The following is an 18226-nucleotide window of genomic DNA, read 5'->3' as shown; positions in this document are numbered from 1 at the left end:
TCCTTACAGCACCAGCTCGGTCGGGCGCGCCCTGCGCAGCCAGCCGGCAACCCACATGCGGGTCAGGGTCACCGCGGTGAAGACCGAGGTGGCGATGCCGATCATCAGCACGACGGCAAAGCCCTTGACCGGGCCGGAGCCGATCAGGAACATCAGCGTCGCGGCGATGACGTTGGTGATGTTGCCGTCGAAGATGGCGCTGCGGGCTTCGGAGTAACCGAATTCCACGGCCTGGACGACCTTGCGGCCGCGCGCGCGTTCTTCGCGGATGCGTTCGTTGATCAGCACGTTGGCGTCGACCGCCGCACCGATGGTGAGCACGAACCCGGCGATGCCCGGCAAGGTAAGCGTGGTTCCGATCACCGCCATGATGCCGAGGATCATGAGCGTGTTGAGGATCAGCGCGGTGCAGGTGTAAACACCGAAGCGGCCGTAGGTAAACAGCATGAAGGCCATCAGCACGAGCGTGCCCACGCCGAAGGCGATCATGCCCTTCTCGATCGAATCCGCACCAAGGTCGGGACCGACCGTGCGCTCCTCGACCACCTTGAGGTCGACCGGCAGCGCGCCCGAGCGCAGTGCGATGGCCAGCTGGTTGGCAGTTTCCGCCGTGAAGCTGCCCGAAATCTGCGCGGTTCCGCCGATGATCGGTTCGTTGATGTTCGGCGCCGACAGCACCTTGCCGTCAAGGATGATGGCAAAGGGTCGGTTGACGTTCTCGGTCGTCAGCTTGGCGAACTTGGCCCCGCCCTGCTGGTCGAAGGTGATGTTGACCACCGGCTGGTTGTTCTGCTGGTTGTTGCCGGCCTGCGCATTGGAAAGCTGATCGCCCTTGATCCCGCCGAGGCGGCGCACCGCGATCGGCTGCGCACCATCCTTGGCCGGATCTGCATAATAGACGATCTCGGCGCCCGGCGGGGCGATCCCCTGCGCCAGTTCGGCGGGATTGGCGGTCGTATCGACCAGCTTGAATTCAAGCTTGGCGGTCTGGCCGAGCAGATCCTTGAGCGCCGCCGGGTCCTTGAGGCCCGGCACCTGCACCACGATCCGGTCGTCGCCCTGGCGGATGATCGTCGGTTCGCGCGTGCCCAGCGCGTCGATGCGCTTGCGCACCACTTCGGTGGCGGTTTCCATCGCCTGGGTGACCGCAAGCTTGAGCCCGGCTTCGGTCGGGGTCAGGACGATGCGGTTGCCGTCGAGCACCTGGAGATCCCAGTCACGCTGGCCGGTCATCCCGGCGCCCTGGGTCAGGGTCTGCAACTGTTCGCGCGCTGCGTCGATCTGCGCCGGGTCCTGGAGCATGAAGCTGACCGACCCGTCGCGCGTCGAAATGTCGCCGATCTGGATCTGCGGCTCGGCCTGGCGCAGGCGGTTGCGCACTTCCTCTTCCATCGAATCGAGCCGCTGGCGGCGCACCTGGTCGGTGCTCGCCTCGAGCAGCAGATGGCTGCCGCCAGCAAGGTCGAGGCCGAGGTTGATCTTGGGATTGGGCAGCGCGGACGGCCAGGGCAGGCCCGCGACCGAAAAGATCGAAGGCAGTGCCGCGAGGGCGCAGGCCAGGGTGATGAACCAGAGCCAGGCCTGTTTCCAGCGGGGAAAATCGAGCATCGGGAATCGCTTTCGCTACGGACCGGAAAGGTCAGTCGTTCGCCGGGCTGGTGCCGGTGGGCGGAACGACATCCGCAATTGTCGAGCGCAGCGCCTTGACCTTGATGTTCGGGCCAAGTTCGAGATCGACGTAGTTTTCATCGACCCTGACGATCTTGCCGAGCAGTCCGCCGGCGGTCAGCACCTGGTCGCCCTTTTTCAGCCCGCCGATCTTCGCTTGCAGATCCTTCTGGCGCTTCATCTGCGGGCGCAGGATCAGGAACCAGAAGATCAGGAACATGCCGACCAGCGGCAGGAAGCTGACCCAGCCGGGAGGCGATCCGGCCGCAGCGGCCGAGGCGAACAGGGAAAGGGAGGAAGCGGTCATGACGGTTGCGACTGTAGCCTTGTAAAGCGGTTGGTCCGGGCCGCCCCGGACGCGATTGCGCGCGCCTAGCAGCAATGGTGGGTGATAGCAACGCGCCGCCCCGGCCACCCGTGCCGCCCGGCACGGTGCAGATGGCGACGCAGCACCCAGGTTCAAGTGTGCCCTTTTTGCCGCGCGCGGCGGCTTGCCAAGCCCTCACCCGGTGCCTATAGGCGCGGCTCCTCGGTCCTGCTGCCCAGCGGGATCAACGGAACCGGTCGGGACGTAGCGCAGCCTGGTAGCGCATCACACTGGGGGTGTGGGGGTCGGAGGTTCGAATCCTCTCGTCCCGACCAATTTCCTGAAAACTTGGCGACGTCAGGCGAGGGCACGAGCCCGCGCCTGCTCCATGCCTCGCCTCAGCCCTTGAACACCACCGTGCGGTTGCCGTTGACGAAGACGCGATCCTCGAGGTGCAGGCGCACTGCCTCGGCCAGGACGCGCCGTTCGATGTCGCGGCCCTTGCGCACCAGTTCGTCGGGCGTGTCGGAATGGCTGATCGCCTCGACGTCCTGATGGATGATTGGCCCCTCGTCCAGATCGGCGGTGACGTAGTGCGCCGTCGCGCCGATCATCTTGACCCCGCGCTCGAAGGCCTGGTGATAAGGCTTGGCGCCCTTGAATCCGGGCAGGAAGCTGTGGTGGATGTTGATGCACCGGCCCGACAGGAATGCGGCCATGTCGTCGGACAGGATCTGCATGTAGCGCGCCAGCACGATCAGTTCGGCGCCGCTGCTTTCGACCAGCGCCTTTATCCGGGCCTCCTGCTGCGGTTTGGTGTCAGGCGAAACCGGCAGATGGTGATAGGGCGCTACGCCATTGAGCGGCGTGTGCAGAGCGTCCTGCGGATGGTTGGAGGCGATGCCGACAACGTCCATCGACAGTTCGCCGATGCGCTGGCGGTAGAGCAGGTCGCCGAGGCAATGGTCCCACTTGGAAACCATCAACAGGACCTTCTTGGGCACCGCCTGGTCATGCAGCGTCCAGTCCATGCCAAGGTCCGCGGCAATCGGCGCGAAAGCGGCCTGCAGCGCGGCAAAGCCCTGCCCGGCACCCGGCTCGAAGGCGACTCGCATGAAGAAGCGCGTCGCTTCGCGGTCGTCGAACTGTTCGGAGTTGACGATGTTGCAGCCCCGGTCCGCCAGGAAGGTCGCGACGCGGGCGACCAGGCCAGGCCTGTCGTCGCACTGGGCCCGCAATGTGTAGACTTCGCTCACGCGATCTCCTCTCAAGACGTGCCCGGATGGGCGCGCGTGCAGCCGTTGAACGGGTCGGCGGATTTTTCAAGCCTGAGGTGGGAATTTGCCAGCTCTGGCCCGTTCGGATCGCCAGTGCCGATTTCCGCCCCGGGCACGTCGGTACACTCACCATTTTCCTACACAGCACGTTTTGGTTATCTGGATCGCTCCTTGAAAATTGGAGCACTCATTATGGCGATTCTCGAAGCGCTCATCGGCCCGATCAGCGCGATCATCGACAAGGTCATTCCCGACAAGACGGCCCGCGACAAGGCCAAGCTCGAACTGCTCGCGCTGCAGGGCACGCAGGACCTTGCCCAAATCAACGCCCGCCTGTCCGCGATCGTCGCTGAAGCCGGTTCGCACGATCCCTGGACCAGCCGTGCCCGACCGAGCTTCCTCTACGTGATCTACGTCCTGCTGCTCTGGGCCCTGCCGATGGGCGTCCTCGCCGCCTTTGCCCCCGACCGCGCGATGGCCATCGCCAGGGGCATGAACGCGTACCTCACCGGCCTGCCCGAACCGCTCTATGCCTTGTTCGGCACCGGTTACCTCGGCTACACGGCGGCGCGCCAGTGGGGCAAGATTGCCGGCGTCGACAAGTAACCATGTTCCCCCCGGTTGCGAAGGGGTAACCATTTTCGGCTAGGACCGGCGCGATCCTGAAAACGCTTCATCGGAGCTTCGAGACGTGAACCGCAATCGCCTTGCCCCCGCCCTCGCTCTCGCCCTTGGCACCATTGCCCTGTCGGCCTGCAGCGGCTCCGCCGACGAAGCGCCGGCTGCCGAGGCCAGCGCCACCGAAACCGATGTCGCGGTTGCCGGACCCGACATGGTCGTTGCGACCGAAAGCGCGCAGGACCGCGCCGATCGCCTCAACGCCCAGCAGGACGCGCCCGAACCGGAACTCGACGAGAACGGCAATCCCATCCCCGCCGGCCCCAACCAGCCGACGATGGAAGAGATGGAACGCGCCGTTGCCCAGGCCGAGGCGGCCAAGGCGCAGCAGTAATCCGCGGCTTGCCAGCCCGCGCAGCCCGGCTATGGAGCAGACCGGTTCCACAGCCGGACGGTACGCTTCATCATGGCCGACAAGATCATCTACGTTCTCAACGGACCCAATCTCAACATGCTGGGCACCCGCCAGCCCGAGATCTACGGTCGCGATACGCTTGACGATATCGCCGCGCGCCTGGTCGCCCAGGGCGAAGCGCTTGGCCTTACCATCGACATGCGCCAGTCGAACCACGAAGGCCACCTGGTCGACTGGCTGCATGAGGCCCATTTCGAGAAGGTCCACGCCGTGCTGCTCAACGCCGGGGCCTATACTCACACCTCGATCGCGCTGCACGACGCGATCAAGTCGATCACGGTGCCGGTAATCGAGGTCCACCTGTCCGATCCCGAAACGCGCGAGCCGTTCCGACACATCTCCTACGTCGGCATGGCGGCCATCGACTGCGTCAAGGGCCTGGGGGCCGACAGCTACCGCGTGGCGCTCGAAAAGGCGGCCGCGCTCTAGCCTTTTGCCGTGTGGACAGGGCGGCAAAGCCACTTGTCAGCGCCGCTCCCCCCGCGCATAGGCGATCGCACGACAGCAATCACGAGGATCGCATGAGCGACGCAAAGAGCGCCCCCCGTGCCGCAGGCGGCATGAACATCGACAGCAACCTGGTTCGCGAGCTGGCCGAACTCCTGGCCGAAACCGGCCTGACCGAGATCGAGGTCGAGGATGGCGATCGCAAGATCAAGGTGGCCCGCCAGATCACTGCCGCGCCTGTCCAGCACTACGCCGCCGCTGCCGCCCCGGCAGCACCACTGATTGCCGCGCCGGCTGCCGCTTCGTCCGCCGCGCCCGCGGCAGCCCCACCGGCCGAGGATCCCAACGCAGTGAAATCGCCGATGGTCGGGACCTGCTACCTTTCGGCCGAACCGGGCGCCGCGCCGTTCGTAGCGGTTGGCCAGTCGGTCAAGCAGGGCGACACCCTGGTGATCATCGAGGCGATGAAGGTGATGAACCCGATCGCCGCGCCCAAGGCCGGCACGGTCACCGCCATTCTCGTCGATAACGCGCAGCCGGTCGAATACGACCAGCCGCTGGTCGTCATCGGCTAAGGCAAGCCCATGGCAATTTCCAGGATCCTGATCGCCAACCGCGGCGAGATCGCGCTGCGCATCCACCGCGCGGCCCACGAAATGGGCATCGAGACGATTGCGGTACACTCCACCGCCGATGCCGATGCCATGCACGTGCGGCTGGCCGACCATGCGGTCTGCATCGGCCCGCCGGCGGCCAGGGACAGCTATCTCAACACCGCGGCCATCATTTCGGCGGCGGAAATCGCCCACGCCGACGCGATCCACCCGGGCTACGGCTTCCTGTCCGAAAATGCCCAGTTCGCCGAGATCGTCGAGGCCCACGGCATCACCTGGATCGGGCCCAAGCCCGAGCATATCCGCACCATGGGCGACAAGATCGAGGCCAAGCGCACCGCCGGCGCGCTGGGCCTGCCGCTGGTCCCCGGATCGGACGGCGCGGTCAGCGACATCGCCGAGGCGCGCGCCATTGCCGAAGCTGCCGGCTATCCGGTGATCATCAAGGCCGCGAGCGGAGGCGGCGGGCGCGGCATGAAGGTGTGCAACGGCCCGGACGAGCTGGAAACGCTGATCGCCCAGGCCGGGAGCGAGGCCAAGGCCGCCTTCGGCGACGCCACCGTCTATATCGAGAAGTACCTCGGCAACCCGCGCCACATCGAATTCCAGGTGTTCGGTGACGGCAACGGCGAGGCGATCCACCTCGGCGAGCGCGACTGCTCGCTCCAGCGCCGCCACCAGAAGGTGCTGGAAGAAGCCCCCTCGCCCGTCATCAGCCCCGAAGAACGCGACCGCATGGGCGGCATCGTCGCCAAGGCCATGGCCGACATGGGCTATCGCGGCGCCGGCACGATCGAGTTCCTGTGGGAAAACGGCGAGTTCTACTTCATCGAAATGAACACCCGCCTGCAGGTCGAACACCCGGTGACCGAAGCGATCACCGGCATGGACCTGGTGCGCGAACAGATCCGCATCGCCGATGGCAAGCCGCTGTCGGTCCGCCAGGAAGACATCGAGTTCAACGGCCACGCGATCGAATGCCGCATCAATGCGGAAGATCCTTGGACCTTCGCCCCCTCGCCGGGCCTTGTCAGCAGCTATCACGCCGCCGGCGGGATGAACGTGCGCGTCGATTCAGGGCTCTACGCCGGGTACAAGATCCCGCCTTATTACGATTCCATGATCGCCAAGCTGATCGTCAAGGGCCGCACCCGCGAAGGTTGCATCATGCGCCTGAAGCGCGCGCTGGAGGAAATGGTGATCGGCGGCGTCAAGACCAGCATCCCGCTGCATCAGGCCCTGATGAGCGAACCCGACTTCATCCACGGCGACTACACGATCAAGTGGCTGGAGGAGTGGCTGGCCAAGCGGGCTGTGTAAGCCGGCTGAACCTCTCGGTCATTGCGCTGCACAAACGGGAACGTGGTAGCCGCCCAGCGGCTGACGGAAAGGCTTGTACCCCTTACTCCAGCGGCACGCCCGGCATCTGCTTCGCCGTACGGATCGTAAGCGACGTCTTCACGCTCGCCACGTTGGGTGCAGGCGTCAGCTTGCTGGTCAGGAACTCCTGGAAGCTCTGCAGGTCCTTGCTGACGATCTTCAGGATGAAGTCGATCTCGCCGTTGAGCATGTGGCATTCGCGCACTTCGGGCAGGTCGCGCATCGCATCCTCGAACTGCCGCAGCGAATCCTCGGCCTGGCTCTTGAGGCTAACCATCGCGAAGACGGTTATGGCAAAACCCAGCTTCGAAGCGTCGAGATCGGCGTGGTAGCCACGGATCACGCCCGATTCCTCGAGCGCGCGGACACGGCGCAGGCATGGCGGCGCGGTCAGCCCGACGCGGTTGGCAAGTTCCACGTTGGTGACCCGGCCTTCGTCCTGCAATTCGGCAAGGAGGCGCCGGTCGATACTGTCGAGATTTGCCACGCAACCCCCCGTTTGGGCGGCCCTGGCACGCCTTTGATCGCGCCGCGGTCCGCCGTTAACCAATCGCAACAATCGCAGGTCAGCACCGACGATCTGCTAATATTATTATTTCATATCGCAATTGTCCCGCTTTGCAACGCCGCTTTTGCTACCGGAGCGTGTTGTTGACAAGTTTGTTATGGACCCTGCGAGCCGCGGCTTTTGAGGTATAGCAGCGGCCGCCCGCACAGGAGTGACGATGCATTTCGACGACCGCCTTGGAACCGTTCTGCGCCTTCGGGCGGACGGCCCGGCGGTGCGCCGAATCCAGTTCCGGCAATTGCTCGACCTGCTCGGCACCATGCCCAGCGAAGCGCGCGGCGAACAGGTCGACAGCGCCTTCGACCGACTTGTTCAGCTCGCCGCGACGATCCCCGTGACCGATCGCGTCGCGATGATCCGCGACCAGGGGCTGCGAATGCGCTCGCCGCGGCTGGTGGCCGCGCTGGCGGCAGACGATTCGATTATCGCGGTTGCCGCGCTCGACCGCGCCGAACTGACCGAGGACGAATGGCTTGACCTGATTCCCGCGCTGCCGCTTGCGGCGCGCGGCTATGTGCGGCGGCGGCGCGACCTCAGCTTCGCGGTCGAGGCGCAGCTCGCCCGTCTTGGCATCCGCGAGCGCGGCTTGCCGCCGGCCGGCGCCGGCGAAGCTGCCGCCGCTCTCGAGCTCGATCAAAGCGCCGCCCTCGAACCCGACGACGGCTACGAAGCCGAAATCGCCAGCAACGTAACCCCGCTGATCCGTCCCCCGCGCCCCGCACCGGTTCCGGCCGAAGGCAACGCGGATGAGGGTATCGGCGCGATCGTCCGCAAGATCGAAGCCTATCGCAAGTCGCGCCAGGCCGGCGAACCGTCCGGCGCCAGCGATGCGCCGCGCCTGCCGCTGGGCGAAGACCCGGTGCTGCACGCACCGTCGCGGCTGCGCGCGTTCGACTTTGCGACCGACGCGGCGGGGCGGATCATCTGGTCCGATCCTGGAACGGCGCCGATGATGATCGGCCAGTCGCTGTCGGCGCTTCGCGCGGAGCCACGCGGCGCGCTGCGCGACGCTTTGCGCGCCCGTCAGCCCCTGCGCGCGATTCCGGTGGCGCTCGAAGGCGCACCGGCGATCGCCGGAAACTGGCAGATCGATGCCGCGCCTTGGTTCGATACGCTGACCGGGCGGCACCTCGGCTGGCGCGGGCGCATGCGCCGGCCGGCAGAGACCCCGCCCGCCGCTGCCGCGCCCGCAGTCAAGCCTGACAGCCAATCCGATCGCATTCGCCAGATGCTGCACGAACTGCGCACGCCGGTTAACGCGATCCAGGGCTTTGCAGAAGTGATCCAGCAGCAATTGTTTGGACCGACCCCGCACGAGTACCGCGCGCTGGCCGCGACGATCGCCGGCGACGCGGCGCGCATGCTGGCCGCCTTCGAGGAGCTCGAACGCCTCGCCAAGCTCGACAGCGGCGCGCTCGAACTCGACGAAGGTGAGACCGACCTTGCCGACGTCGTCGAGGCCACGGTCGCGCAGCTTGCCGCCCACACCCGCCACCGCAGCAGCGGCTTCGCGGTCAAAGTTCCCCCGCGCCCGCTGCCCGTCGGCCTCGCCCGGATCGAGGTCGAGCGGCTGGTCTGGCGACTGCTCGCGACGCTGGCCGGCGTGGCTGGCCCCGGCGAAGTGCTGAAGCTCAAGCTCCAATCGCGCGAGAGCGGCATCCGGCTCGACGTCGCACTCCCGGCCGCTCTCGCATCGCGCGATGAGCAGGCTTTGTTCGAGACTGCAGCCGGTTCCGTCCCGCAGGTCATCGCCGCGGGCGTGTTCGGTATCGGCTTCGCTCTTCGCCTGGTGGCAGCCGAAGCCAGGGCCGCGGGCGGGCGACTGATCCACAAGGGTGACCGGCTGCGCCTTGTCCTGCCGGGGTTGACCCTATCTCCGCCGCACCATAGCGATGGCCGGGCCGTGACCGTGGTCAGGGACGAGGCTGACAGCAATACGGGGACCTAGGACAGGGGATCGACGCAAGGTGGCCGGCATCCACATCACCGATCCGCCGGCTCCAGGCAGCGCGGTGCGCTTTGCACCCGGGTTCGGCCAGCGCTTCGTGCTCACCGTCGATACCGAGGAAGAGTTCGACTGGGGCAAGCCGATCGAACGGTCGGGTCACACGGTGCACACCATCGCCCGCCTCGCCCGCTTCCAGGAATTCTGCGAAGGGGTCGGCATCTGCCCGATCTACCTGATCGACTACCCCGTCGCCAGCTCACCCGCGGCAATCGAGATCCTGCGCCCGGCCGTTGCCGCGGGCCGGGCCGAGATCGGCGTGCAGTTGCATCCCTGGGTGAGCCCGCCTCACACCGAAACGGTGACCGAACACAACACCTTTGCCGGCAACCTGCCCGCCGAACTGGAACGCGAGAAGTTCGACCGCCTGCGCGAAACGATCACCGACGCAATCGGCACTCCGCCACTGATTTACCGCGCGGGACGCTATGGCGTCGGGCCCAACACTGCGCAGATCCTGGCCGATGGTGGCATTGCCATCGACAGCTCGATCCGCCCGCATTTCACCTACAGCTTTGCCGGCGGGCCGGATTTCCTCAATCTCCCGCTTCACCCCTGGTGGGTCGATGCCGACCGGCGCCTGATGGAGTTGCCGCTGACTGCCGTTTATTCGGGCCTGCTGCGCGAAATGGGCGACTGGCTCTACCCCCGCCTGTGGCGGATGCCGCCGCTGCGCGGCGTGCTGGCACGCCTGCACCTGCTCGAGCGCATTCCGCTGACGCCGGAAGGGGTGACGCTGGACGAGGCGTTGCGCGGCATCGACATCGCGCTCGACATGGCGCTGCCGGTCCTGGTCTTCTCGTTCCACAGCCCGTCGTTGGCCCCGGGCTACACGCCCTATGTTCGCGACGAAGACGATCTCGACCGGCTTTACGATTGGTGGCGCGGGGTATTCGCGCATCTCCAACGACGGCAGATCCGCCCGACCAGCGTCGCGGAAATCATGGCGTCGGTGGCGCTTGCCTAAACGCCGAACAGCGGCTAACCCGCGCGGCGTCCACCCGGGCATCCGGCATGGGCCTGTAGCTCAGTTGGTTAGAGCTGGCCGCTCATAACGGCTAGGTCGCGGGTTCGAGTCCTGCCGGGCCCACCACGGACACATCGACTCCCGGTCGGGGAGTAGCGCAGCCTGGTAGCGCATCTGGTTTGGGACCAGAGGGTCGCAGGTTCGAATCCTGTCTCCCCGACCAAGACTCTCGTTCAATCCTGTTTGGCGCCGGCCAGCGGTCGCGCCTCGTTGGCGACGATCTTGAGCGTCGCCGCCCATACCGCCACGTTCTGTTCGAATTGCGCGCGATCGACCTTGTCGAGCGTGTCGTCGGGCGTGTGGTGCAGGTCGAAATAGCGCGTGCCGTCCTGCATCAGATCGATCACCGGCAGCTTCTGCGCTTCCACGATAGCGCCGATGTCAGCTCCGCCTCGCGCGTCGGCGCCGTAGTCGACGACGCCCATCGGGGCGAGCGCGGCAACCAGGCGATCGCGAAGCGCCGGATTGGTCCTCGCGAAGCTGGTGCGCAGGCCATAGACCCGGTCGGCGCCGAAATCGCTTTCCATCGCCAGCGCGTGCGGCTCACCGGCATGGGCCTGGCCATAGGCCGCGCCGCCGAAGACGCCGATTTCCTCCGACCCCGCCCACAGCACGCGGATCGTGCGCAAGGGCTTGCCGCCCTGCTGCGCGCGCAGCGCCGCGGCGGTCACGATTGCGCAGCCGGCGGCATCGTCGAAGGCCCCGGTGCCGAGATCCCAGCTGTCGAGATGGCAGGCGACCAGCACCGGCGGCAGACCGGGATCTCGACCCGGCAGCTCGGCCAGGACGTTGCCCGAGGGCATGTTGTCCTGCGGATAGCCGGTCAGCGTCAAGGCGAGCCGCACGGGTTGCCCTTTGGCCGCGATACGGGCGATCTGCTCCGCGTCAGGGAGCGAAACTGCGCCGGCGGGGATCGGCGTGGCATCGCCGAAAGCGGTGTTGCCCGTGTGAGGGTTTCGGTGGCTGTCGGTCCCGACCGAGCGGATCACCACGGCAAGCGCGCCCTTCTGCGAGGCGATGCGCGGCCCCTGGCGTCTGACCGCGCCCGACGGTCCATAGGCGGAGCCATCCTGGTTGGCCTTCATGGCATGATCGATGAACGCGATCTTGCCTTTGAGCGACCTCTCGGGCGCTGCCTTCAAGGCGTCGAGCGAAGCGAAATAGACCAGTTCGGCCTCGATCCCGCCTGCCGGCGTCGGGACCGAGTAGCCCAGCGCCGTGATCGCCAGCGGCTGTGGGTATGGCGCGAGGATCCGTGCCGTTTCCGCGCCGCGCACAAAGCCGCGCAGGGTAAACGGTTCGATCCGCGGGTTGCTGAAGCCGAGCGCCTTTAGGCGCGCCACCGCCCAGTCGCGCGCTGCCGCCTCGCGATCGGACCCGGCGATGCGCGGGCCGATCTCGGTGGTCAGGTCCTCGAGGATCCGCCAGGCCGTGTCGGCCGGCGGGACCGGGTCGGGCTTGGCCGGCTTGGCCGCCACGGGATTGACGAAAGCAAGGGCGGAAGCGGCCAGGGCCAGGGCAGGAAAACGCATCGCCGCCAGCGCTAGGGCCGCTGCGGCATCATGCCAAGCGGCGTTCGTCGACCTCGCTTTGCCGTCCGCCGATTGCCTGCGCCCTTGCCCGTCTCCACGCGGGCCTGTAGAGGGCGCGGCAACTTGCCCCCTTTGCCGATTTACCAATAGGATTCCCCCGAATGGCCGCCCAATACGCCTTCGTCATGAAGGACATGACCAAGACCTTCCCCGGTGCCCAGAAGCCGGTGCTCGCCAACATCAACCTGCAATTCTACCAGGGCGCCAAGATCGGCATCGTGGGCCCCAACGGCGCCGGCAAGTCGACGCTGATGAAGATCATGGGCGGGATCGACAAGGACTTCACCGGCGAAGCCTGGCCGGGCGAGAACATCACCGTCGGCTACCTTCCGCAGGAGCCGGAGCTCGACAAGACCAAGACGGTGCTTGAGAACGTCAAGGACGGCGCGCGCGAGACGGCCGACCTGGTCGACCGGTTCAACGCGATCAGTGCCGAAATGGGCGATCCCCAGGACGACACCGATTTCGACGCGCTGATGGAGGAAATGGGCGAGCTTCAGGCCAAGATTGACGCGGTCGACGGCTGGACGCTCGACAACCAGCTCGAGGTGGCGATGGAAGCGCTGCGTTGCCCGCCGGGCGACTGGTCGGTCGAAAGCCTTTCTGGCGGTGAAAAGCGCCGCATCGCGCTGACCCGCCTGCTGATCCAGAAGCCGGACATCCTGCTGCTCGACGAACCGACCAACCACCTCGACGCCGAAAGCGTCGAATGGCTGGAAAACCACCTCAAGGAATATGCCGGCGCAGTGCTGATGATCACCCACGACCGCTACTTCCTGGACAACGTGGTCGGCTGGATCCTCGAGCTCGATCGCGGAAAGTACTTCCCCTACGAAGGCAATTACTCGACCTACCTCGAAAAGAAGGCCAAGCGCCTCGACCAGGAAGACCGCGAGGAATCGGGCAAGCAGAAGGCGCTGCAGCGCGAGCTGGAATGGATCAGGCAGACGCCGGCCGCGCGCCAGACCAAGTCCAAGGCCCGCATCCGCAAGTTCGAGGAACTGCAGAATGCGCAGGACAACCGTCCCGTCGGCAAGGCCCAGATCGTCATCCAGGTGCCCGAGCGCCTGGGCGGCAAGGTGATCGAGGTGAAGAACATCTCCAAGGCCTATGGCGACAAGCTGCTGTTCGAAGACCTGTCGTTCATGCTGCCGCCGGGCGGCATCGTCGGCGTGATCGGGCCGAACGGTGCGGGCAAGTCAACCCTGTTCAAGATCATTACCGGCAAGGAAAAGCCCGACACCGGCACTATCGAGATCGGCCAGACGGTGCATCTCGGCTATGTCGACCAGAGCCGCGACCACCTCGACCCCAAGCACAACGTCTGGGAGGAAATCTCCGACGGGCTCGACTACATGAAGGTCAACGGCCAGGACATGAGCACGCGGGCCTATGTCGGCGCGTTCAACTTCAAGGGCGCAGACCAGCAGAAGAACGTCGGCAAGCTGTCGGGCGGTGAACGCAACCGCGTCCACATGGCCAAGATGCTCAAGGAGGGTGGCAACGTCCTCCTGCTCGACGAACCGACCAACGACCTCGACGTCGAGACGCTCGCCGCGCTCGAGGACGCGATCGAGAACTTCGCCGGCTGCGCCGTGGTCATCAGCCACGACCGCTTCTTCCTCGACCGGCTCGCCACGCACATCCTCGCCTTCGAAGGCAACAGCCACGTCGAATGGTTCGAAGGCAACTTCGCGGCCTATGAAGAGGACAAGCGCCGCCGCCTGGGTGATGCGGCCGATCGTCCGACGCGCCTGGCCTACAAGAAGCTTTCGCGCTGAACCGAGCGGGGCCGCCTTGCCGCGGCCCCCTTGATTCTGAACGAAATCCCTAACGCTCCGTTCACGCTGGTGACAGCGCGAATCGGGTAGGCCCTGTCCCATAGGTCGCCGCGACGGCGCGGCGCATTGGGATGGAGACACGGCCATGGCCGTCAAATCGACTACATTGTGGGGCAGCGCGACGCTGGCCCTCGCCGCGGCGGCGCTGGCCCTCCCCGCAACGGCATCGGCTCAGGAGCGCGGCTGGGGTCGCGGCCAGGATCGCGGCCAGCAGACCGAAACCCGCCAGAACGGCGGCGAACAGCGCCAGGAAGGTCGCGCCTGGGGTTCGCGCAGCAACGAAGCCCGCAGCGGCGGTGGCGGTGAACGCCCGGCCTGGGGCGCCCGCAACGAACAGTCGCGCGGCAACGGCGGCGAGGCGCGGGCCTGGGGTCGCAACGGCGGAAATCCGGCCAACCAGGGCCAGGGCGAAGCGCGCGGCTGGGCCAATCGCTCGGCTCCGGTCGCCAATCCTGCGCCCGCACCGCAGGCCAACCCGCGCTGGGGCCGGCAGGCCGCTCCGGAGGTCCGCGACAGCGACCGCCGCGACCAGTCGCGCGTGCGCGAATGGGCCGGCCGCATGGGCGATGCCCGCCGCGACAACCAGACCTACACCGACCGCAACCGCGACGGACGCCGCGATGGCCAGTGGTCTGGTTCCAGCCGCGACAACAACTGGACCGATCGCACCCGCGATGGTCGCCGCGACGGGTCGTGGAACGACCGCACCCGCGACGGCAACTGGACCAACCGCAACGGCACCTGGACCCGCGACGGCGACCGCTATCGCAGCGGCTCGACCTATCGCCATGGCGACTACCGCAACTGGGACCGCCGCTGGCGGGACAACACCCGGTACAATTGGTCCAGCTATCGCCGGACCAACCCGTCGATCTACCGCTGGGGCACCTATTATTCGCCCTACCGGAACTACAGCTACCGGCGCCTGAGCATCGGGTTCTATCTCGACTCGCTGTTCTATGGCTCGCGCTACTGGATCAACGATCCGTGGCAGTACCGCCTGCCCGACGTCTACGGCCCCTATCGCTGGGTGCGCTACTACGACGACGCGCTGCTGGTGAACGTCTACGATGGCGAAGTGGTCGACGTGATCTACGACTTCTTCTGGTAAGCCCAAGGGCTCACCGGAAAGGCGAAGGGCCTCTGCGGCATGCCGCAGAGGCCCTTTCGTTTTGGCCTGGTCCGGTCAGGCTCCGATCGAGATGCGTCGCAGCGTATCGGGGTTGCGGTCCACGATACGGTGCTTGAGCGCGCCGGCGATGTGCAGCACCACCAGCGCCGCCATCGAAAAGGCCCCGACCTCGTGCATCTCCCCGAAGGTTTCGCCCAGGGTCTTGCTCGCGGCAAAGGGAAGGCCCGGCCAGTCGATCAAGCCGAACAGGTTGACCGGTTGCCCGCCCGACCAGGCCGAATGGGTCGCCCAGCCGCCCAGCGGCACGGCCAGCATGAACAGGTAGAGCAGGAAATGCACCACCCGCGACAGTGCCAGCTCCCACGGCTTCAGATCGGCCAGCGGCGCAGGAGGCCGGTGGGTTAGCCGCCAAACGACGCGCAGCACCGTGAACAGCAGGATCAGGATGCCGATCGCCTTGTGGTTGGCCATGATCGCCAGCGCTTCCTCGCGCGGCTTGTCCTCGGCCATGAAGGCGAAGACGAAGTTGAGGACGATCAGCACGGCGATCAGCCAGTGCAGGATGACGGCTCCGCGCGAATAGCGCGCGGACGGTGCGGCTTGCGTGTTCATGTGTACTGTCTGCCGCAAGCCAAGGGCCTGAACAAGTGGAATTGCCAGGTGCCGACCCGCGCGGGGCTTGTGCCGCGCCGCGGCTATGGCATGGGTGCGGCGTGACCAAGGACAGCCCGCCCCTTCCGCTAAGGCACTATCCGCCCTGCCCCAACCCCGACAGGGCGGCGATGAAGTTGGTGGGCGACCGTGTCCGCGCGCGGCTGGAAGCCGATCCGCTGGTCCAACGACTGCCTGCCGAACATGCCGAGGTCTGGGCCGTCGGCGATTTCCTCTCGGGCGAGGAGTGCGACCGCCTGATCGCCCTGATCGACGGCACGGCCGTGCCCTCGCAGATCCTCGACCACGGCTACAACGAAGTCTGGCGCACCTCCTATTCGGGCGACGTCGACCGCAACGACAGTTTCGTGCGCATGGTGGAACGGCGCATCGACGACCTGATCGGCTTGCCCCACGAATGGGGCGAGACCATGCAGGGCCAGCGTTATGCGCCGGGGCAGGAATTCCGTGAACACATGGACTGGTTCTGGACCAAGGCGCCCTATTTCAAGACCGAGGCGAAACGCGGCGGCCAGCGCACCTACACCGCGATGATCTACCTCAACGATGTCGAGGAAGGCGGCGAGACGGCGTTCCTCAACCTTGGCCTGTCGATCCCGCCGCAGCGCGGCGTGTTGCTGGCCTGGAACAATGCGGGCCTTGACGGGTCTTTGAATCAATTCACCCTTCACGCCGGCACGCCCGTCGTTAAGGGGACCAAGTACATCGTCACGAAGTGGTATCGAACGCGCACATGGGGGAATGCTTGAAAAGGGCCGTCTGGGCGATGCTGGGGGCAGCATCGCTGATCGCGGGGGCAGCACCAGGAGCCGCGCAATCGCCGATCGTCAGCGCCGCAGCGATCTCGCGCGGGACCGAGGACGAACGTCTGATGGCCCTGTTCCGCGACGATGCCCGGCGCGAGGACGCGCTCGATCCCATGGCGGTCATCTACCGCGGCGGCACGCCCTCGCCAGAAGCCTTCCGTGACCTCCTGACCGACAACCTGGTCCGCGCCGAGCGCCTGTCGGTAGAGGAGAGCCTGTCCGCCATGCGGCGCATAGATCGCCGCAAGCTGAGCGCGGAGCGGCAGATTTCCTATGACGTGTTCCTCGTCGACAAGCGCCAGGAACGCGACCGGCTGCGGCCCGACATGGTTGCGCTGACCGCAGTCCGGCCCTTCAACCATTTCGGCGGCCTGCATGTCGAGTTTCCCTCGCTCGTCGCGCGCGACGGGGCGCTGCCCTATGACGATATCGACGATTACCGCGCCAACCTTGCCTTGATCCGAAGCTTCCCCCGCGTGCTCGACAACGCCATCGCGCGCTTTCGCGAAGGGCTGTCATCGGGCGTGGTCGAGACGCAGCTGACCACCATCAACATGGTCGGACAGATCGACGCCCTGCTGGCCCAGCCGCTCGACAAGTCGCCCTTTACCTCGCCGGTGCGGAACTTTCCCGCCGGGCTGAGCGCGGCAGAGCGGGCAGAACTTCGCACGGCCTACACCGCCGCGCTGCGCGACGAGGTCTATCCCGCCTACCGCCGCCTGCGCGCCTTCCTCAACGACGAGTATCAGCCCGCCGCGCGCGCCAAGGTCGGGATTTCGGCGATGAAGGGCGGCATGACGCTCTACCGCAGGGCGATCCTGCAGCACACGACGCTGTCGCTCGATCCGCAGAAGGTCCACCAGACCGGGCTTGGCGAGGTGGCCCGCATTCAGCGCGAAATGGACGCGGTGCGGCTCGAACTGGGCTATGGAGGGGACCTGCGGACCTTCTTCAACACGATCCGCACCGATCCTCGTTTCCATCCCAAAACCCGCGAGCAACTGGCCGAAGGCTTTGCGGCAGTGGCGCGCAAGGTCGATGCGCTGGTCCCGCAGTATTTCAACCGCACCCCGCGCACCAAGCTGCTGATCGAACCCTATCCCGCCTACCGCGAGAAATACGAGGCGGGCGGCAGCTACAACCAGGGTTCGCCCGATGGCAGCCGCCCGGGGGTGTTCTACTACAACGCCTACGACGTGGAGAGCCGCTTCCTCAGCGGGATCACCACGCTTTACCTCCACGAAGGCGCGCCAGGGCATCATTTCCAGATCAGCCTTGCCCAGGAAGACCGCACCCTGCCGGACTTCCAGCGCTTCGGCGGCAACAACGCCTATGTCGAAGGCTGGGCTCTCTACGCCGAGACGCTTGGTTATCCGATGGGCTTCTACCAGGACCCGCTGCAGCACTGGGGCACACTCGACGACGAGATGCTGCGGGCGATGCGGCTGGTGGTCGATACCGGCATCCATGCCAAGGGCTGGACCCGCGAACAGGCAATCGCCTACATGCTGGCCAATTCCGGCATGGGCGAAAGCGACGCCACGGCCGAGGTTGAACGCTACATCGCCTGGCCGGGCCAGGCGCTGAGCTACAAGGTCGGGGCCATGACCATCCAGCGCCTGCGCCGCAAGGCCGAAGGCGCGTTGGGCAGCCGGTTCGACGTGCGCGCCTTCCACGACCAGGTGCTGTCGTCGGGCGCCCTGCCGCTGCCTATCCTCGAGGCCAAGATCGATCGCTGGATTGCCCGTTCGCGGCGGTCGTAAACTCGCCGCGCCGCCGACCCGAATTGCCCTGTCG

The 18226-nt window shown here is 66.3% G+C and carries 17 protein-coding genes and 3 tRNA genes; 14 read left to right on the top strand and 6 right to left on the bottom strand.

Annotated elements, in window-relative coordinates:
* Window positions 1-3 precede the first annotated feature (3 nt).
* Window positions 4-1608, bottom strand: coding sequence for a protein translocase subunit SecD (gene secD, locus B0I00_RS01440; RefSeq protein WP_100865583.1), 1605 nt, complete (start codon window positions 1606-1608; stop codon window positions 4-6).
* 31 nt (window positions 1609-1639) lie between these two features.
* Window positions 1640-1975 (bottom strand): preprotein translocase subunit YajC, encoded by a 336-nt coding sequence (yajC, locus tag B0I00_RS01435; RefSeq protein WP_100865582.1) that lies wholly within the window; start codon window positions 1973-1975, stop codon window positions 1640-1642.
* Window positions 1976-2233: 258 nt separating this feature from the next.
* Here yajC and B0I00_RS01430 point away from each other — a divergent pair.
* Window positions 2234-2310 (top strand) — tRNA-Pro (locus tag B0I00_RS01430).
* Window positions 2311-2373: 63 nt separating this feature from the next.
* Here B0I00_RS01430 and purU read toward each other — a convergent pair.
* On the bottom strand, window positions 2374-3231 hold the full coding sequence (gene purU / locus B0I00_RS01425; protein ID WP_100865581.1) for a formyltetrahydrofolate deformylase: 858 nt from the start codon (window positions 3229-3231) through the stop codon (window positions 2374-2376).
* Between the two features lie 213 nt (window positions 3232-3444).
* Between purU and B0I00_RS01420 the strand changes: the two genes are divergently transcribed.
* The 5 genes from B0I00_RS01420 (at window position 3445) to accC (ending at window position 6726) form a co-directional block, all read left to right on the top strand.
* On the top strand, window positions 3445-3858 hold the full coding sequence (locus tag B0I00_RS01420) for a holin family protein (protein WP_100865580.1): 414 nt from the start codon (window positions 3445-3447) through the stop codon (window positions 3856-3858).
* Window positions 3859-3943: 85 nt separating this feature from the next.
* Window positions 3944-4264, top strand: a complete 321-nt coding sequence (locus B0I00_RS01415; protein ID WP_100865579.1) for a hypothetical protein — start codon at window positions 3944-3946, stop codon at window positions 4262-4264.
* A gap of 72 nt (window positions 4265-4336) precedes the next feature.
* A complete protein-coding gene (locus B0I00_RS01410) occupies window positions 4337-4774 on the top strand; it encodes a type II 3-dehydroquinate dehydratase (protein ID WP_100865578.1) in 438 nt (145 codons plus the stop codon).
* A gap of 131 nt (window positions 4775-4905) precedes the next feature.
* Window positions 4906-5367: an acetyl-CoA carboxylase biotin carboxyl carrier protein gene (accB, locus tag B0I00_RS01405; protein WP_100866427.1), complete on the top strand. Its 462-nt coding sequence runs from the start codon at window positions 4906-4908 to the stop codon at window positions 5365-5367.
* Window positions 5368-5376: 9 nt separating this feature from the next.
* The gene (gene accC / locus B0I00_RS01400) at window positions 5377-6726 is read left to right on the top strand and encodes an acetyl-CoA carboxylase biotin carboxylase subunit (protein ID WP_100865577.1); all 1350 of its coding nucleotides are present in this window, start codon (window positions 5377-5379) and stop codon (window positions 6724-6726) included.
* A gap of 82 nt (window positions 6727-6808) precedes the next feature.
* On the opposite strand, the gene B0I00_RS01395 is transcribed toward accC, so the two are convergent.
* On the bottom strand, window positions 6809-7273 hold the full coding sequence (locus tag B0I00_RS01395; RefSeq protein ID WP_100865576.1) for an Lrp/AsnC family transcriptional regulator: 465 nt from the start codon (window positions 7271-7273) through the stop codon (window positions 6809-6811).
* A 238-nt stretch (window positions 7274-7511) separates the two neighbouring features.
* Between B0I00_RS01395 and B0I00_RS01390 the strand changes: the two genes are divergently transcribed.
* The 4 genes from B0I00_RS01390 (at window position 7512) to B0I00_RS01375 (ending at window position 10549) form a co-directional block, all read left to right on the top strand.
* The gene (locus tag B0I00_RS01390) at window positions 7512-9302 is read left to right on the top strand and encodes a histidine kinase dimerization/phospho-acceptor domain-containing protein (RefSeq protein WP_100865575.1); all 1791 of its coding nucleotides are present in this window, start codon (window positions 7512-7514) and stop codon (window positions 9300-9302) included.
* Between the two features lie 19 nt (window positions 9303-9321).
* Window positions 9322-10326: a polysaccharide deacetylase family protein gene (locus B0I00_RS01385; protein WP_100865574.1), complete on the top strand. Its 1005-nt coding sequence runs from the start codon at window positions 9322-9324 to the stop codon at window positions 10324-10326.
* A 49-nt stretch (window positions 10327-10375) separates the two neighbouring features.
* A tRNA-Ile gene (locus tag B0I00_RS01380) sits at window positions 10376-10452 on the top strand.
* A 20-nt stretch (window positions 10453-10472) separates the two neighbouring features.
* Window positions 10473-10549: transfer RNA gene (locus B0I00_RS01375), tRNA-Pro, on the top strand.
* Window positions 10550-10559: 10 nt separating this feature from the next.
* On the opposite strand, the gene B0I00_RS01370 is transcribed toward B0I00_RS01375, so the two are convergent.
* On the bottom strand, window positions 10560-11918 hold the full coding sequence (locus B0I00_RS01370; RefSeq protein ID WP_100865573.1) for a M28 family peptidase: 1359 nt from the start codon (window positions 11916-11918) through the stop codon (window positions 10560-10562).
* 161 nt (window positions 11919-12079) lie between these two features.
* On the opposite strand from B0I00_RS01370, the gene ettA reads away from it, so the two are divergent.
* Together ettA and B0I00_RS01360 are read left to right on the top strand one after the other, a co-directional pair.
* Window positions 12080-13759 (top strand): energy-dependent translational throttle protein EttA, encoded by a 1680-nt coding sequence (ettA, locus tag B0I00_RS01365; RefSeq protein WP_100865572.1) that lies wholly within the window; start codon window positions 12080-12082, stop codon window positions 13757-13759.
* A gap of 145 nt (window positions 13760-13904) precedes the next feature.
* Window positions 13905-14930 (top strand): RcnB family protein, encoded by a 1026-nt coding sequence (locus B0I00_RS01360; RefSeq protein ID WP_100865571.1) that lies wholly within the window; start codon window positions 13905-13907, stop codon window positions 14928-14930.
* 75 nt (window positions 14931-15005) lie between these two features.
* Here B0I00_RS01360 and B0I00_RS01355 read toward each other — a convergent pair whose 3' ends face one another.
* Window positions 15006-15563 carry a cytochrome b gene (locus B0I00_RS01355; RefSeq protein ID WP_100865570.1) on the bottom strand — a complete coding sequence of 186 codons (558 nt, stop codon included), beginning with the start codon at window positions 15561-15563 and terminating at the stop codon, window positions 15006-15008.
* A 101-nt stretch (window positions 15564-15664) separates the two neighbouring features.
* Between B0I00_RS01355 and B0I00_RS01350 the strand changes: the two genes are divergently transcribed.
* Both B0I00_RS01350 and B0I00_RS01345 read left to right on the top strand, forming a co-directional pair.
* Window positions 15665-16372, top strand: a complete 708-nt coding sequence (locus tag B0I00_RS01350; protein ID WP_232730067.1) for a prolyl hydroxylase family protein — start codon at window positions 15665-15667, stop codon at window positions 16370-16372.
* Between the two features lie 17 nt (window positions 16373-16389).
* Window positions 16390-18192: a DUF885 domain-containing protein gene (locus B0I00_RS01345; protein ID WP_232730066.1), complete on the top strand. Its 1803-nt coding sequence runs from the start codon at window positions 16390-16392 to the stop codon at window positions 18190-18192.
* Window positions 18193-18226 lie beyond the last annotated feature (34 nt).

The organism is Novosphingobium kunmingense (genome assembly GCF_002813245.1).
GTDB lineage: Bacteria > Pseudomonadota > Alphaproteobacteria > Sphingomonadales > Sphingomonadaceae > Novosphingobium > Novosphingobium kunmingense.
The sequence above is the reverse complement of the archived record's forward strand: the minus strand, read 5'-3'. Positions and strand labels throughout refer to the sequence as shown.